Annotated in this window: 14 protein-coding genes and 1 pseudogene; 8 read left to right on the forward strand and 7 right to left on the reverse strand. The window is 65.2% G+C overall.

Annotated features, from left to right (window positions below):
- Positions 1–68 precede the first annotated feature (68 nt).
- The 3 genes from minC (at position 69) to minE (ending at position 2,002) form a co-directional block, all read left to right on the forward strand.
- The gene (minC, locus tag DY926_RS06390; RefSeq protein WP_116702619.1) at positions 69–803 is read left to right on the forward strand and encodes a septum site-determining protein MinC; all 735 of its coding nucleotides are present in this window, start codon (positions 69–71) and stop codon (positions 801–803) included.
- A gap of 111 nt (positions 804–914) precedes the next feature.
- Positions 915–1,727, forward strand: a complete 813-nt coding sequence (gene minD, locus DY926_RS06395) for a septum site-determining protein MinD (RefSeq protein WP_116702620.1) — start codon at positions 915–917, stop codon at positions 1,725–1,727.
- Positions 1,727–2,002 (forward strand): cell division topological specificity factor MinE, encoded by a 276-nt coding sequence (minE, locus tag DY926_RS06400; protein ID WP_116702621.1) that lies wholly within the window; start codon positions 1,727–1,729, stop codon positions 2,000–2,002. The genes minD and minE overlap by 1 nt, the downstream gene beginning before the upstream one ends.
- Before the next feature lie 66 nt (positions 2,003–2,068).
- Here the strand turns inward: minE and DY926_RS06405 are convergent, their stop codons facing one another.
- Complete coding sequence (locus tag DY926_RS06405) at positions 2,069–2,743, reverse strand: GntR family transcriptional regulator (RefSeq protein WP_116702622.1); 675 nt, start codon at positions 2,741–2,743, stop codon at positions 2,069–2,071.
- A 248-nt stretch (positions 2,744–2,991) separates the two neighbouring features.
- On the opposite strand from DY926_RS06405, the gene DY926_RS06410 reads away from it, so the two are divergent.
- Positions 2,992–3,555 carry a ferritin-like domain-containing protein gene (locus DY926_RS06410; RefSeq protein ID WP_116702623.1) on the forward strand — a complete coding sequence of 188 codons (564 nt, stop codon included), beginning with the start codon at positions 2,992–2,994 and terminating at the stop codon, positions 3,553–3,555.
- A 144-nt stretch (positions 3,556–3,699) separates the two neighbouring features.
- Complete coding sequence (gene aldA, locus DY926_RS06415) at positions 3,700–5,148, forward strand: aldehyde dehydrogenase (protein WP_116702624.1); 1,449 nt, start codon at positions 3,700–3,702, stop codon at positions 5,146–5,148.
- Positions 5,149–5,203: 55 nt separating this feature from the next.
- On the opposite strand, the gene coaA is transcribed toward aldA, so the two are convergent.
- Positions 5,204–6,181, reverse strand: coding sequence for a type I pantothenate kinase (gene coaA / locus DY926_RS06420; protein WP_116702625.1), 978 nt, complete (start codon positions 6,179–6,181; stop codon positions 5,204–5,206).
- A 230-nt stretch (positions 6,182–6,411) separates the two neighbouring features.
- Here coaA and DY926_RS06425 point away from each other — a divergent pair, with 230 nt between their 5' ends.
- Positions 6,412–7,734, forward strand: coding sequence for a glycerate kinase type-2 family protein (locus tag DY926_RS06425; protein ID WP_116702626.1), 1,323 nt, complete (start codon positions 6,412–6,414; stop codon positions 7,732–7,734).
- Between the two features lie 41 nt (positions 7,735–7,775).
- On the opposite strand, the gene DY926_RS06430 is transcribed toward DY926_RS06425, so the two are convergent.
- The 3 genes from DY926_RS06430 to DY926_RS06440 all read right to left on the reverse strand — a co-directional run bounded on the left by DY926_RS06430 (position 7,776) and on the right by DY926_RS06440 (position 10,910).
- Positions 7,776–8,141 carry a hypothetical protein gene (locus DY926_RS06430; protein WP_116702627.1) on the reverse strand — a complete coding sequence of 122 codons (366 nt, stop codon included), beginning with the start codon at positions 8,139–8,141 and terminating at the stop codon, positions 7,776–7,778.
- Positions 8,142–8,260: 119 nt separating this feature from the next.
- Positions 8,261–9,310: a recombinase RecA gene (gene recA, locus DY926_RS06435; protein WP_116702628.1), complete on the reverse strand. Its 1,050-nt coding sequence runs from the start codon at positions 9,308–9,310 to the stop codon at positions 8,261–8,263.
- Positions 9,311–9,485: 175 nt separating this feature from the next.
- Entirely contained in the window at positions 9,486–10,910 is a 1,425-nt protein-coding gene (locus DY926_RS06440) for a gamma-glutamyltransferase (protein WP_116702629.1), read from the reverse strand.
- Positions 10,911–11,152: 242 nt separating this feature from the next.
- Between DY926_RS06440 and DY926_RS06445 the strand changes: the two genes are divergently transcribed.
- The gene (locus tag DY926_RS06445; protein ID WP_116702630.1) at positions 11,153–11,962 is read left to right on the forward strand and encodes a DsbA family protein; all 810 of its coding nucleotides are present in this window, start codon (positions 11,153–11,155) and stop codon (positions 11,960–11,962) included.
- Positions 11,963–12,115: 153 nt separating this feature from the next.
- Here the strand turns inward: DY926_RS06445 and hemA are convergent, their stop codons facing one another.
- Together hemA and DY926_RS06455 are read right to left on the reverse strand one after the other, a co-directional pair.
- On the reverse strand, positions 12,116–13,396 hold the full coding sequence (hemA, locus tag DY926_RS06450; protein ID WP_186336099.1) for a 5-aminolevulinate synthase: 1,281 nt from the start codon (positions 13,394–13,396) through the stop codon (positions 12,116–12,118).
- Between the two features lie 186 nt (positions 13,397–13,582).
- Positions 13,583–14,047, reverse strand: coding sequence for a hypothetical protein (locus DY926_RS06455; protein ID WP_241503089.1), 465 nt, complete (start codon positions 14,045–14,047; stop codon positions 13,583–13,585).
- Between the two features lie 134 nt (positions 14,048–14,181).
- On the opposite strand from DY926_RS06455, the pseudogene DY926_RS06460 reads away from it, so the two are divergent.
- A pseudogene (locus DY926_RS06460) lies at positions 14,182–14,499 on the forward strand (transketolase-like TK C-terminal-containing protein); the annotation flags it as partial.

Here is a 14,499-nt window from a genome sequence, read left to right on the forward strand (position 1 = left end):
CGACAGGGGCGGCACGGCGCGATAGCTGGAAACAGACACGCCCACTTACCATACAGGACAGGATCACGTTGCCAGACGAACTGCGTCCCACACCGAAAATCCGCGCACGCGGGCGGTCGTTTCTTGCCCTGGTGCTTTCCCCCGAACCCATGCTGGCGGACTGGCTGGCCGGGCTGGATGCGCAGATCGCGCGCTCCAGCACATTCTTCGCGGGCAAGCCGGTCATCCTCGACCTCTCGCTGCTCAACGCGCAGACCGAGGGGCTGGCCGATCTCTACCCTGCCCTGCGCGCGCGCGGCATCCGCATCATCGGCATCGAGGGCGGCGATACCTCATGGCCCGCCTGCGCGCAGTGGGACTGGCCCGCCGGGTTCATGGGCGGCCGGGCCTCGGGCGCGGTAGAGATACCCGAGGACAGCGCACCACCCCCGCCCGAAGCGCCGCGCGGTTCGTCCATGATCATCGAACAGCCGATCCGCTCGGGCCAGGTGATCATGAACCCCGATGGGGACATCATCATCGTCGGCTCCGTCGGTTCGGGGGCGGAAGTGACGGCCGGGGGGTCGATCCATGTGTACGGCGCGCTGCGCGGGCGGGCCATCGCGGGCATGAACGGGCAGCCCGATGCCCGCATCTTCGCCCAGTCCATGCAGGCCGAGCTGCTGGCCATTGACGGGTATTACATCACCGCCGAGGAAATAGACCCGCGCTACGTGCAGCAGCCGGCGCAGATTGTTCTCAGTAATGACACACTTGTCGTGCAGCCGCTGGTGCCGCCCGCCTTCGCGGGCCGCAAAAGCTGAGCCTGCCGTGCTGAATTCCCATTGCGCCCTGCGCGCGCCAACCCATACAACTGTATCCATCAGGTCATGAACAAGAAAACACCCTCAAAAAGCGGACAAGGAACTACCCCAATGGCAAAAGTGCTGGTTGTCACATCCGGCAAGGGCGGCGTCGGAAAGACGACGTCAACCGCGGCGCTGGGCGCGGCACTGGCACAGACCGGGCAGAACGTGGTTGTGGTCGATTTTGATGTCGGGCTGCGCAACCTCGACCTTGTCATGGGGGCCGAGCGGCGCGTCGTGTTCGACCTGATCAACGTGATCCAGGGCGACGCCAAGCTCTCGCAGGCGCTGATCCGGGACAAGCGGATCGAGACGCTCTCCATCCTTCCCGCATCCCAGACCCGCGACAAGGACGCGCTCACCGCCGAGGGCGTGGCCCGCGTCATGCAGGAACTGCGCGAGAAATTCGACTGGGTGATCTGTGACAGCCCCGCCGGGATTGAACGTGGCGCGCAGCTTGCCATGTACCATGCCGATTACGCCATTGTGGTGACCAACCCGGAAGTCTCGTCCGTGCGTGACAGTGACCGGATCATCGGCATGCTCGACAGCACGACCGAAAAGGCCAAGGGCGGCGGCAAGGTGGAAAAGCACCTGCTGCTGACCCGCTACGACCCCGCGCGCGCCGCCCGTGGCGAGATGCTGCGCATCGAGGACGTGCTTGAAATCCTGTCCATCCCGCTGCTGGGCATCATCCCCGAAAGCGAGGAGGTGCTGCGTGCCTCCAACCTTGGCGCGCCCGTGACCCTGAGCAGCCCCGACAGCCCGCCCGCCCGCGCCTATGCCGAGGCCGCGCGCAGGCTTGAGGGCGAAAAGCTGGAAGTAACCGTGCCGACCGAGCGCAAGGGCCTGTTCGCACGGCTGTTCAAGGGGAGAAACTGATGAGCCTGTTCAGCTCCTTTTTCGGCCGAGGCAACAAGACTTCCGCCCCTGTCGCGCGCGACAGGCTCCAGATCCTGCTGGCCCATGAACGCACAGGCGAAGCCTCGGAATCCGACCTGCTGTCCAAGCTGCATGCCGAGATTCTGGAAGTGATCAAGAAGCACATCCCCGTTGACCAGGACAAGGTGCAGGTCAAGCTGGACCGGGGCAACTCGGTCTCGATGCTTGAAATCGACATCGAGGTCCCGCAGCTCAAGTCATCCCGGCGCTCCTGAGCGCAGCAGGCGGGCCAGCCGTATGTTCAGGCTGGCCCGCTCCCGCCGCGCGCCCGGCGCGGGCTTTCAGGTCAGGCGGGGTTCGATCCAGCGGCGCGCATGCTCGAAATCGCGCGCCACGGCGGCCTGTGCGGCCGCCACGTCACGCTGGCGCAGGGCGGTGATCAGTTCCTCATGCGGGTGCAGGCGCCCCTCATGCTCCAGATGGCGCATGGGGCGCGAGAGCGCGTAGATCGGGCCGATACGCATCCACAGGTTGCGCAGGATGGTGGCCGTAAGCGGCAGTTCGGCCAGTGTGGCGACAGTGGTGTGGAAATCCGCATTGAAGGCGGCCATGCCCCCGTCATCATGCGCGCGCGCGGCGTCCATGAACTGGTTCTGCAAAATGACCAGCGCCTCGATCCCATGCTCGGACGCACGCTGGGCGGCGGCGGCGGCAAGGCGCATCTCCAGGTCCGAACGCAGGTCATGGATCTCGGCAAAGCTGCGCTGGGTCATGGCGGGGACCACGGCGGTATTGCGGTCATTCAGTTCAAGCGCATGTTCCGACACCAGGCGCAGCAGCGCCTCACGCACCGGGGTTGGGCTCAGCCCCAGCTCGGCCGCCAGCGGCCGCAGGACCAGACGTTCACCCGAACGGTAACGGCTGCGGATCAGCCCGCGGCGCACATGGTCATAGGCTTCCTCGCTCAATGCGCGACGCGGGAGCTTTTCAGACTGGCCTGCGGTGAATGATACCATACCGTTTAGTCATCCTTAAAGCTGATAGGTCTTATTAATACGGATCAATAATGATCTGGCCGTGAATGGCAACGCCTGAAAAAGGGAAAACCCCGTTTTTTTTGTTAAAGTTCCGCCATTCATGGGCATTTTATCAGCCCGGCCCGTCTTCCGGCGGGGAACCCCTTCCCCTTTGCCGCCGTTATCCCCGCAACGGACCACATCACGGTGTGGCCTTCCCGCATGCGGGAACAGACGAGGAGACGACAATGTCCGATGTAGTCGAAAACACCTTCCTGACCGATGTGCAGACCCTGCGCGCCCGTGCAAAACAGGCGATTGAAAAGGGTGCGCTCACACCGGCCTATCAGGGAAACGTCAAGACCGCGATCGACCTGCTGCAGACCGTGGTGGCGACCGAACTTGTCTGTGTCCTGCGCTATACCATGCATTCCATCGCCGTGGCGGGCATCAACAGCGAAAGCGTGGCCAGCGAGTTCGCAACCCATGCCAAGGAAGAACGCGCCCACATGCTCTGGGCCGCCAACCGCATCGACCAGCTTGGCGGCGTGCCCGACCTCTCGCCCGAGGGGCTGGCCACCCGTTCCGCCACCGAATACGGCAACGGCGGCAACCTGATCGAGATGGTGCGCCAGAACCTGGTGGCCGAACGGCTGGTGATCGAACATTATCGTGAACTCATCCGCTACTTTGCCGACCATGACCCCACAACGCGCATCATGCTTGAAAAGATCCTGGCGGAAGAAGAAGAACACGCAACCGATATGCATGATCTGCTGGTCGCCCATGAAGGCCGCCCCTTCCTGTCCTGATCGCCAGCCGCTACGCTTTTTTCCACCCGCACCAACCCGCATCCGCCTGCCCCATCCCGCCCCTGCGGGAGCGGGGGGCATCGCCACGTACTGCGTCCGGCGCAGGCGGGAGAATTCACCCAATTACCAGACGGAGACCCCTTAATGGCCGAGCCGAAAACCTATGACCTGTTCATCGGCGGGGAATGGACCAGAGCTGACAATTCCGAACATGACACCATCCGCAATCCCGCCACGGGCGCCGTGCTGGCCAAGGTGGCGATTGCGGGCGAAAGCGATGTCGAACGCGCGCTGAACACCGCGCAGGACGCCTTTCCCGCCTGGAGCCGGCAGGTCGCGACGGACCGGGCGGATTACCTCTACCGCCTGATCGAACTGATCCGGCGTGACGAAGAAAAGCTGGCCCACATCATCACATCGGAAAACGGCAAGCCGATCCGGGAAGCGCGGATTGAAGTCAATTTCGCCATCCAGCTCATCCGCTTCGCCGCCGAGAACGTGCGCAGGCTGGAAGGCAACATCATCCCCGGCAGCCGCCCCGGTGAGAAGATCCTGATCGAAAAGATCCCCCACGGCGTCGTGGCGGGCATCTCGGCATGGAATTTCCCGCTGGCCCTGACTGCGCGCAAGCTGGGACCGGCGCTGGCGGCAGGCAATACCTTTGTCATCAAGCCGCATGAACTGACCCCGCTTTCCACCCTTGCACTGGCCGAACTGACCGTTGAGGCCGGGTTCCCCAAGGGGATCGTGAATGTCGTGACCGGCGGCGGCGCCACGGTGGGCAACGCACTGGTCACCAACCCGATCACCAAGCTCATTACAATGACCGGCAGCACGCCTGCGGGCCGCAAGATCATGGCGGCAGCGTCGGAAGGGCTGAAGGAAGTGCGGCTGGAACTGGGCGGCAAGGCCCCCTTCATCGTGATGGAGGACGCGGACCTGGACGCAGCGGTCAACGCTGCCGTAAGCGCGCGGTTCATGAACTGCGGGCAGGTCTGCACGGCCAATGAGCGCACCTATGTGCACACGGCCGTCTATGACACGTTCCTTGAGCGCCTGCGCGCGAAGATCGCGGCGCTACGCACCGGCAACCCGCTGGATGAAAAGACCGACATGGGCCCCAAGATCAGCGCGGCCGAGCTGGAAAAGGTGGATGACATGGTGCGCCGTGCGGTGAAGCAGGGTGCCAAGGTCGAACTGGGCGGCAAGCGCCTGACCGGCGGGGAATATGACAAGGGCAATTTCTACGCCCCCACCCTGCTGACCAACGTGTCGGGGGACATGGACATCGTGCAGAACGAGGTGTTCGGCCCCGTCCTGTCACTGATCCGGGTGCGTGACTTTGATGATGCCATCACCCAAGCCAACAAATCGCGCTACGGGCTGTCGGCCTACATGTTCACGCAGAACCTCAAGAACATCATGCGCATGACCACCGAACTCAACTTTGGTGAGATTTACGTCAACCGCGAAGGCGGCGAGGCGGCGCAGGGCTTCCACCACGGCTACGGTGACAGCGGCATTGGTGGCGAGGACGGCCAGTACGGCCTCGAAGCCTATGTCGATACCAAGACCATCTATCTCAATAGCTGATCACGGTCAGGCAATACTTCCGATGGCCCGGCAACATGCCGGGCCATTTTCCGTTTCAGAGCTGGCGCATCCACACGGTATCCACCGCATGATCCGGTTTCTTATGCATGACGACACGGGCGCGTTCACGCGTGGGCAGGATGTTCTGCTGCAGGTTGGGCAGGTTGATCCGCCGCCAGATGTCACGCGCCATGCGCTCGGCCTCGGCACGGGGCAGGTCGGCGCAGTGATGGAAATACGATGTCGGCTTGCGGAACGCGGTGCGTTGCAGCAGCAGGAAACGCTCGACGTACCAGTCCGCGATCACATCCGTATCGGCATCAAGATAGATCGAGAAATCAAAGAAATCCGATGCCATGAACGGCTGTTCAGAGACCGTCTGCAGCACGTTCAGCCCCTCGAATATCAGGATGTCGGGCTGGTCGATCACCTGATAGCGGTCGGGCACGATGTCATAGGCTTCGTGCGAATAGACCGGCACCTTCAGATCGCGCACGCCCGCCTTCAGCGCCGCGAGGAAGGAAATCATCTGCCGCAGGTCATAACTTTCGGGAAAGCCCTTGCGGTGCATGAGGTTGCGCTGCTCCAGCACCCGTGTGGGGTGCAGGAAGCCATCCGTCGTGACCAGCGCCACGTTGGGGTGGTCGGGCCAGCGCGACAGCACCGCCTGCAGCAGGCGCGCGAACGTGCTCTTGCCTACCCCCACGCTGCCCGCAATGCCGATCACGAACGGCATCCTAACCATGGGCGCGCCGATGAAGGCGCTCTTGACCATGTTGTTCAGGCTGCGTGTCGCCATGACATGCAGGTTGAGCAGGCGCGAAAGTGGCAGGTAGATCTCGCTTATGTCCTCAAGCGAGACCGGCTCGTTATGCCCGCGCAGCGAGGCGATGTCAGCCTCCCCCAGCGACTGCGGCACATTCGCACGCAGCGCCGCCCATTCGGGGCGGGGAAAGATCATGTAAGGCTGCACCGTACCGTGGGCGGGATGGGCGGAGATGACAGGACCGGCGTCCAGCATACAGTTCTCCATGCCCTTGTCCTTTCTGCTGTGGCGCCTGCCGCTGCGCGCAGACCATCTGCCGCGTATCACCATCGCCCCCGCCAATCCAGACAATGCCCGCCCAAATTAGCGTGTACACCCGCCAGCAACCGCCCCATTCCGGGCATCCTGACACAGACGTGACAATTGTGACACACCCCGTCCCCCCCGCGCCAATGGTATAACCCCCGCGCGGCAGACCGCATCATCAGGACATCGCCATGAACGATACGCCCATCCCCCCGTTCCCCACCGGACAGCAGGCAGCCACCGCCACGCAGTGGACGGACGCGCGCGCCCGCACCGCCCTGCGCGCCATTCTGGACGCCGCCATCCGCAGCGCCATGCCCGCCGTCGTGCTGGCCCGCTACCTACCGCCCCGCCCACGGGGGAAATGCGTGGTGGTGGGCGCGGGCAAGGCCGCGGCCTCCATGGCGGCGGCGCTGGAAGAGGCATGGCCGGATGTGGAACTGACCGGCTGCGTGGTCACGCGTGATGGCCATACCACGCCCACCCGCCGTATCAAGGTGTTCGAGGCCGCCCACCCGGTGCCCGACAGCCGTGGCGAGGACGCCGCCCGCGCCATGCTGGCCGCCGTTTCCGGCCTTGGGCCGGATGATCTGGTCATCGCCCTGATTTCGGGCGGGGGATCGGCGCTGCTGGAACTGCCCAAGCCGGGCGTCAGCATGGATGACATCCGCGCCATCAACCGCGCGCTGCTCCATTCCGGGGCCAGCATACGCGACATGAACGTGGTCCGCCGCCACCTGTCCGCCATCAAGGGTGGCGGGCTGGCCATGGCTGCCGCCCCCGCGCGGGTCGTGACACTGGCCATAAGCGACGTGCCGGGCGATGACCCGCTGACCATAGCCAGCGGCCCCACGGTCATGGACCCGACCACGCCGGCCGATGCCCTGTCCATCCTTGCCCATTACGGCATCACGATGTCCGATGCGGTCAGGGACGCGCTGGTGCAGACAGCGCCCGACACCCATATGCCACAGGCGGAATTCACACTGATTTCCACCCCCCTCATGGCGCTTCAGGCCGCTGCCATCACGGCGCGCGAATACGGGCTGAACGCCCTGATACTGGGGGATGCGCTGGAGGGAGAAAGCCGCGACGCAGGCACCATCATGGCGGGCATCGCCCTGTCCACCCGGCTGCATGGCCTGCCCGTGGCCGGGCCTGCGGTGCTGCTTTCAGGGGGTGAGACAACGGTTACGATCAACCCCTCCGGCCCGCCGCCGGGGCGTGGGGGGCGCAATACGGAATTCCTGCTCGCCATGGCCACGGCCCTGCACGAACAGCCGGGCATCTGGGCCATTGCGGCCGATAGCGACGGTATTGACGGCACGGAAGATGCGGCGGGCGCCATCATCACCCCCGATACCCTGCCCCGCGCCCGCGCGCTGGGCTGTGACCCGCGCCACTACCTGCGCGCGCATGACAGCTACAGCATGTTCCAGCAGACCGGCGATCTGGTCATGACCGGCCCGACACTCACCAATGTCAATGACATCCGCGCCGTGCTGGTGACCTGAACGGTAGGCAGGGCCAGGGGCCAAGCACGCCCCTGCCCTGCCTAGTTCGCGGCCTTGCCCTGCCGCCCGTAGCTGACCTGCGTATCCGGCACGACAAAATGCTTGCCGTCCTCGCTATCGCCCGCATCGTCATCACCGGCCTGATTGGGGTCATAGCCGGACGAGATCATCTGCATTGCCGCTGAATCCGGCGGAGTGTGATAGGCCTCGGTCGCCCCGTCATCCGCCGAACTGGTGGGATCGGGCAGGTGCTTTGTCGAAAGCGGGCGCAGCGCCTCACGCGCACGGGCAAGCTGCCGCCCGCCCGCAGCCCCGGCGGGGGGCGGGGCCTCATCTACATCGACCGGATCGTTATTGTCGTCATGCCCCGCGCTACAGGAAGCAAGACAGGCCAGCAATCCGATCATTGCAAGACGCGGTCTCATTTTCAGCAGCCTTACCCCATCCTATCCCGCCCTGAAAAAACAGGCATGGCCCGTAGGGGAAAAACGCCAGCCTACCCCCACGGCCCCGGCAAGGGGGGCGTTCAGCCCTCGCCGTCTTCCTCGCCCGTATCATCCACCAGCATGGCTTCCGCCACAACACCCGCCTGCTCACGCACGCGGCGTTCGATATCGGCCGCCATTTCCGGGTGGTCGCGCAGGTACTGCTTGGCGTTCTCACGCCCCTGCCCGATGCGCTGGCTGTCACAGGAGAACCATGCGCCGGATTTCTCGACAATGCCCGCCTTCACGCCCAGGTCGATCAGTTCACCAACCTTGCTGATCCCTTCGCCATACATGATGTCAAATTCAACCTGGCGGAAAGGCGGGGCCATCTTGTTCTTGACCACCTTGACGCGCGTCTGGTTGCCCGTGACCTCGTCCTTGTCCTTGATCGAGCCGATGCGGCGGATGTCCATGCGCACGGAGGCATAGAACTTCAGCGCGTTGCCGCCTGTCGTCGTTTCCGGGCTGCCGAACATCACGCCGATCTTGAGGCGGATCTGGTTGAGGAAGATCATCATGGTGTTGGAGCGCGAGACCGAGCCGGTCAGCTTGCGCAGCGCCTGGCTCATCAGGCGCGCATGCAGGCCGACATGGCTGTCGCCCATGTCGCCCTCCAGTTCCGCGCGCGGCACGAGGGCGGCCACGCTATCGACCACCAGCACGTCAATCGCGCCGGAACGGACCAGCGTATCGGCAATTTCAAGCGCCTGCTCACCGGCATCGGGCTGGCTGATCAGCAGGTTGTCCACATCCACGCCAAGCTTGCGGGCGTAGCCGGGGTCCAGTGCGTGTTCGGCATCGATGAAGGCGCAGGTGCCACCCTTGCGCTGGGCCTCGGCAATGGCGTGCAGCGCAAGCGTGGTCTTGCCCGAGCTTTCAGGGCCATAAATCTCGACAATGCGGCCACGCGGCAGGCCGCCAATGCCCAGCGCAATATCCAGCCCCAGCGAGCCGGTCGAGATTACGGCCACTTCCTGTGTGGGCCGTTCCCCCATGCGCATGATCGAACCCTTGCCGAACGCCCGCTCGATCTGGCTCAAGGCCCCTTCCAGGGCCTTGCTTTTATCTATACCCGGAGCCTGTGCCATAGCCTGCCTACCTGATGCTTGAGGAGATGAAACCGAGAACGGGCATCCTGCCCCGCGCCGCCCGATTACAGGGGCGATGCGTCATATCGGTCAATATGGAACAAAACGGGACCATTTACAATGCCCCGCCCAGTGCTTTCCATCAATCATACTCCGGTGCGGGAGAACCGCGCGCCTAGCGCGGCCCCAGCGCCAGCCCCGCCCCGCGCGGATCGGTTGCGGCCACACAGGTTGACGGGTCCCCCGGCAGTCCGTGCGGGCAGGATACGGCGTTGACACGGCCCTGCGTCGTGACCGGGTGGGCATCGGGTGTCTGCCCGGCCATGATCTGGCGCATTGCAATGCCCACGGCGGCGGCGGCGTCATTCTGGCCCGAACCGGCAACAGCGGCGCGGAAGGCACGGCCCTGACTGGCAACGGCCGCCGTCAGCAACGGTTGCGGCACACGTGCGGGCGACGCACCGAGGATGATGCCGGTATTGCCCGCCATGCGCCCCGTGCCGAACAGGTTGTCCATGCTCAGGCTACAGGCCACCGCCATGCCGCCATGATCAACCACCGTGAACGAGGTCGAGGCCGGGAGCGCGGGCAGAAGCCCCCCTGTCGTCCCGCCACCGGCATTGACGGCGGCCTGCGCGCGGCGGGTCAGGTCATCGGATGCACTGCCCGTATGGCTGCCATTCTGGGCGCGCCACGCGGCAACACTGGCCTGCGCGCGCTGTGTCGCGTCAGATGTGGAGGCGGCACGGAACGCCACGGCGCTGCCCAGCCCCCCATCGGCGGGCGGCGGCAGGAACGCGACCTGCGTTTCACCACTGTTGATGACCAGCGGCTGGCTTTCGGTCGGGATTGCCCCGCGCAGGTCGGTCATCTGCAGGCCACCGCCCGCCGCCTGACTGCCCGCGACAAAGGACTGCCCCAGCGCGCCGTTATACAGGTCGCCAACACCCATGCTGCGAATCTGGTCCAGCGCGCCGGACAGGTGCGTCTGCACCAGCGCATCGCCCTCGGCCAGCGCCTTGCCGTCCGACCGGCTGAACACGGCGCGTATGCCCGCATCGGCCAGCAGGGGCACCTGCACGGCCGCAAGGTCGGTGGCCAACTGGCGGCTGACATTGATGCCGTTCGCCGCCAGCGTGATCGCATCGGGCAGCAGTTCCGAGAACGCCGCCGAACCATATTGCAGGTGCATGAGATAAAGCCCGCGCGCCAGCATCGGTACCGAGGCCGGACGGTCCGCGCGCGGCATGCCGGGGCCAGTGACCGTGCCCGCAACAGGCATGAACATGAAGGCCCGGCCGCCATTCTGGTCACCCGGCCTGTAGGCCAGGCACGCCCCGCCCGCCCCCAGCGACGCGCGTGAGGGCAGCGTGACCGACAGCGCCATGCCCATGGCCGTAGCCGCGTCCGCCGCGTTCCCCCCGCGCTGGAGGATGTCACGCCCGACCAGTGTGGCCTCCGGCTCATCGGCCGAGACCATACCAATCAGCGGGCCGGGAGATGGCCCGAACATATGCGATACCAGCCGCACCGGAGAATAGCGATGCAGCGAACACCCCGCGACCGAAATGGCCAGAACAGCCGTAACCGCCGTACGCATATACCGACGGACAAGAGGTTTGATCGAATGCTCAGGCACGCACGCTTCTCCATGGGGCAGGTCGGCTTTGTTCATGGCTGCCCGTACACGACCTATGCGTGCGCATGACAGACCCTTCACGACTTAGCGGCCTTATGGCCACCCGGCAACAGGCTGCGGCCCCTGTGGCCTGCATGGCCATTCCTTTCCCGTGCCCGATCCTTTACAGACACCCTATCCCGACATGACAACGGAGCAAGCCCGTGACCTTCATTTCCCCACGCCGGTCCCGTCCACGCCTGCTGCACGCCGTGCTGGCCGCCGGGGTGATGGGCGCCATGGCCGGGCCGGTTGCACTCCCCCCCGCCTACGCCGCCGATACGGAGGCGGCCAGCAGCTTCACCCCCGCCCAGCGGCAGGAAATCGTGGGGATCGTGCGCGAGGCGCTGAAGACGGACCCCACCATCCTGTCCGACGCCATTGCCGCGCTGCGCAACTCGGCCAATGCCGCCCAGCAGAACGCCGCGCGCACCGCGCTGGACAGCCACCGCGCCGAACTGCTGGCGCCGGCAGCGAATGACGGCGTGCTTGGTTCAGCCACAGCCCATGCGACGGTGGTGGAATTCTATGACCCGCGCTGCCCCTACTGCCGTAAGGTGCTGCCCGACCTCGACCGCCTGACGCATGAAGATACGGACCTGCGGATTATCGAGAAGGTCATCCCAGTTCTGGGTCAGGGCAGCCTCATCGCCTCACAGGCGCTGGTGGCGGCGTTCCTCCAGGGCGGGCAGGACGCCTATTTCCGCATGCAGCGCGCGGTCATGAATGATTCCACCGCGCCCACGGTCGAGCGCATGCGCACGCTGGCCACCCAGTCCGGCCTGAACGCAACCCGTCTGGCCACCGACATGAACAGCCAGAAGGTGACCGCCATACTGGAGGCGAACCTTGAGCTTGCGCGCGCCATCGGGCTGGATGGCACGCCCACTTTCGTATTCAACGCCCGCCAGATCATTCCCGGCGCGGTGGATTACGATGCCCTGAAAAAGGCCATCGCCCAGAATCGTCAATAAAACAGGAAAAGTTTTCGGGTGCCGCCTTTTTTACAAAGGCGGCCTGCCTGAGGTTTTCTGAAAACAGCTTCACCAGAAGCTTCTTTTCAGGCGGCTCCTGACAAAGCCGCTGACCGGCCCGCCCCCACCAGTTATGGCCGGGGGCGGAGGCCATCAGGCCATGGCGGACACCGGCTCGGCCTTGAGGTCGTTCAGGCGCAGCAGGTGGGTCAGCGCGGTCACCATGTCATCCATCATCGCATCCGTATGGAACGGCCCCGGCGTCAGGCGCAGGCGCTCGGTCCCGCGCGGCACGGTGGGGTAATTGATGGGTGTAGCGTAGATATTGTAATCGCTGAGCAGCCGGTCGCTCAGTTCGCGGCAGCGCTTGGCGTCGCCCACCGGAATCGGGACGATGTGGCTCGGCGTCATGGTAAAGGGCACATTGGCCTTGCGCAGCTTCTCACGGAAGGTGTTGACGCGCTCGAACATGCGCTCACGCCGCCAGCCGTCCTTGCGCACCAGCCGCACGCTGGCCAGCGCCGCCGCCACCACGGCAGGCGGCAGCGATGTGGTGAAGATGAAGCCCGAGGCCGAAAGCCGCAGGTATTCCACGATATCGCTCGACGCGGTGATGTAGCCGCCATGCACGCCAAAGCCCTTGGCCAGCGTGCCCTCGATGATATCGACCTGATCGGCCACGCCGTCGCGCTGGGATACACCGCCGCCTTCATCGCCATAAAGGCCCACGGCGTGCACTTCATCCAGATAGGTCATGGCGCCGTATTTGCGCGCCAGCGCGCAGGTGCCCGCGATGTCCGACACATCGCCATCCATGGAATACACGCTCTCGAACGCGATGAGCTTGGGCGCGTCCTTGGGGGCGGCGGCCAGCTTGGCCTCAAGGTCGGCCAGGTCGTTATGTTCGAAAATGACGGTGCTGGAGCCGCGCGCGCCCTTGATGCCCGCGATCATGGAGGCATGGTTCAGCCGGTCGGAAAAACAGATCCAGCCGGGCATGGAGCTCAGGATCGTCTGGAGCGTGGCCTGGTTGGACACGTAGCCGGACACGAACAGCAGGCCCGCTTCCTTGCCATGCAGGTCGGCCAGTTCGGCCTCGATGGCGGTGTGCACGGGGCTGGTGCCCGCGATGTTGCGCGTGCCGCCCGCGCCCGCGCCGTGTTCATGGATTGCCTGGATGGCGGCCTCGACCACGGCGGGTTCGACGCCCATGCCAAGATAGTCGTTGGAGGACCAGACCACGACCTCCCGATCCTGCGGGCAGGCCGGGGTCGAGGGGGTGGCGACGGTTTCCGGCTGGTCATACAGGGGGTAACGCTCCGCCTGACGCGCCAGTGGCGTAAACTGCCGGTACCGCCCCTGTGCGCGGATGCCCTCCAGCGCCGTCCGGCAGAACCGGAAGAACGGATGTCCATCCACATGCTTACTGGACACTGCTGCTTTTCTCCATGCACATCCCGGCTTGCTGTATTCCGGGGCCTTGTTCACTACGGTCACCGTCCGGGTGGCCCATGCCGGGGCGCTGCGGCGGAAAGCGCGCAGCGCTATTGCTGGCGGTTAACCACCATTGCGGTACCCTTTATGGCATGATGGCGGCGGTAATTGCAAAACCGCATTGGGCTACTGCACGTAAACGCAGATCTGGGTTGCGCTTGTGGCGGAGACGCTGCGGGCGTCCAGTTCCGTCTGGGCGCTGCCCGCGCCCGCGTCCATGACCGCCTGCAACACGGGCTGGCCATCCGCATCCACGGCGTGGCGCATGTCCGGTTCCGCGCCATCGGGGCCGGAAGGCACCTCCACCACCACGGTAAACAGCGCATTGGGCCGGCGTGACAGCGCATCCGCCACCGCAGCCCTGACCGCGGGCTTCCACTGCGCATCGGGCGTACCCGCCACGATGGTCACAAGGGCGGGTCGGTCGCTGCCGGGCACGGGCGGCGGCGGGGTTTCGGGCAGCACCGGCGGGTCGCCCGCATGGCGGTCAAAGGTTTTCTGGCTGACCAGTTCGCACCCCGCCAGCACCGGCAGGCACATGACGGCGGCCAGGGCGGCACGGCGGACAGAAGGGCGTGACAGGGCGGACATGATTCCCAACCGATACAGTATCCCCCCCGCCCGGCATAGGGGCTGGCCGGGTGCAATATTGCGACCGGGGGCGCGCGACGGTAGTCATGGGCTGCGGCGCCCGCCGATCCTGCCGCGCACATGGACAACGCTGAATGCCAGAAGACCAGTTTCCCCCACCCCGGACCGAGGCCGGGCCACCGCCCCCGGGCATGCCTGAACGGGTGGCCACGGCAATCCGCCATGCCATCGACATCCATGAACCCGATGCCCGCCATGCGCTGCAGGCGCGCGTCATGGCCGGGTTCTGCGCGGTGCTGTGGAGTCGCTTCCTGCGTTTCGACCCCGCCAGCCCGGAATGGCCGGACCGGGACCGCTTTATCGTTTCATCACCGCTCTACCGGCTCATTCCGCGCATCATGGTCGAACTGTCGGGACAGACACCCGCCCCGCCCGCCCAGGCCACACCGCAT

Origin of the sequence: Komagataeibacter melaceti (assembly GCF_003403295.1) — a bacterium.
In the GTDB taxonomy this organism is placed as follows: domain Bacteria; phylum Pseudomonadota; class Alphaproteobacteria; order Acetobacterales; family Acetobacteraceae; genus Komagataeibacter; species Komagataeibacter melaceti.

Bases quoted from the DNA above. Each gene is read 5' to 3' on its own strand.
- minD (WP_116702620.1), top strand. From the start codon at position 915: ATGGCAAAAGTGCTGGTTGTCACATCCGGCAAGGGCGGCGTCGGAAAG.
- minE (WP_116702621.1), top strand. From the start codon at position 1,727: ATGAGCCTGTTCAGCTCCTTTTTCGGCCGAGGCAACAAGACTTCCGCC.
- DY926_RS06405 (WP_116702622.1), bottom strand. From the start codon at position 2,743: ATGGTATCATTCACCGCAGGCCAGTCTGAAAAGCTCCCGCGTCGCGCA.
- DY926_RS06410 (WP_116702623.1), top strand. From the start codon at position 2,992: ATGTCCGATGTAGTCGAAAACACCTTCCTGACCGATGTGCAGACCCTG.
- aldA (WP_116702624.1), top strand. From the start codon at position 3,700: ATGGCCGAGCCGAAAACCTATGACCTGTTCATCGGCGGGGAATGGACC.
- coaA (WP_116702625.1), bottom strand. From the start codon at position 6,181: ATGGAGAACTGTATGCTGGACGCCGGTCCTGTCATCTCCGCCCATCCC.
- DY926_RS06425 (WP_116702626.1), top strand. From the start codon at position 6,412: ATGAACGATACGCCCATCCCCCCGTTCCCCACCGGACAGCAGGCAGCC.
- DY926_RS06430 (WP_116702627.1), bottom strand. From the start codon at position 8,141: ATGATCGGATTGCTGGCCTGTCTTGCTTCCTGTAGCGCGGGGCATGAC.
- recA (WP_116702628.1), bottom strand. From the start codon at position 9,310: ATGGCACAGGCTCCGGGTATAGATAAAAGCAAGGCCCTGGAAGGGGCC.
- DY926_RS06440 (WP_116702629.1), bottom strand. From the start codon at position 10,910: ATGCGTACGGCGGTTACGGCTGTTCTGGCCATTTCGGTCGCGGGGTGT.
- DY926_RS06455 (WP_241503089.1), bottom strand. From the start codon at position 14,047: ATGTCCGCCCTGTCACGCCCTTCTGTCCGCCGTGCCGCCCTGGCCGCC.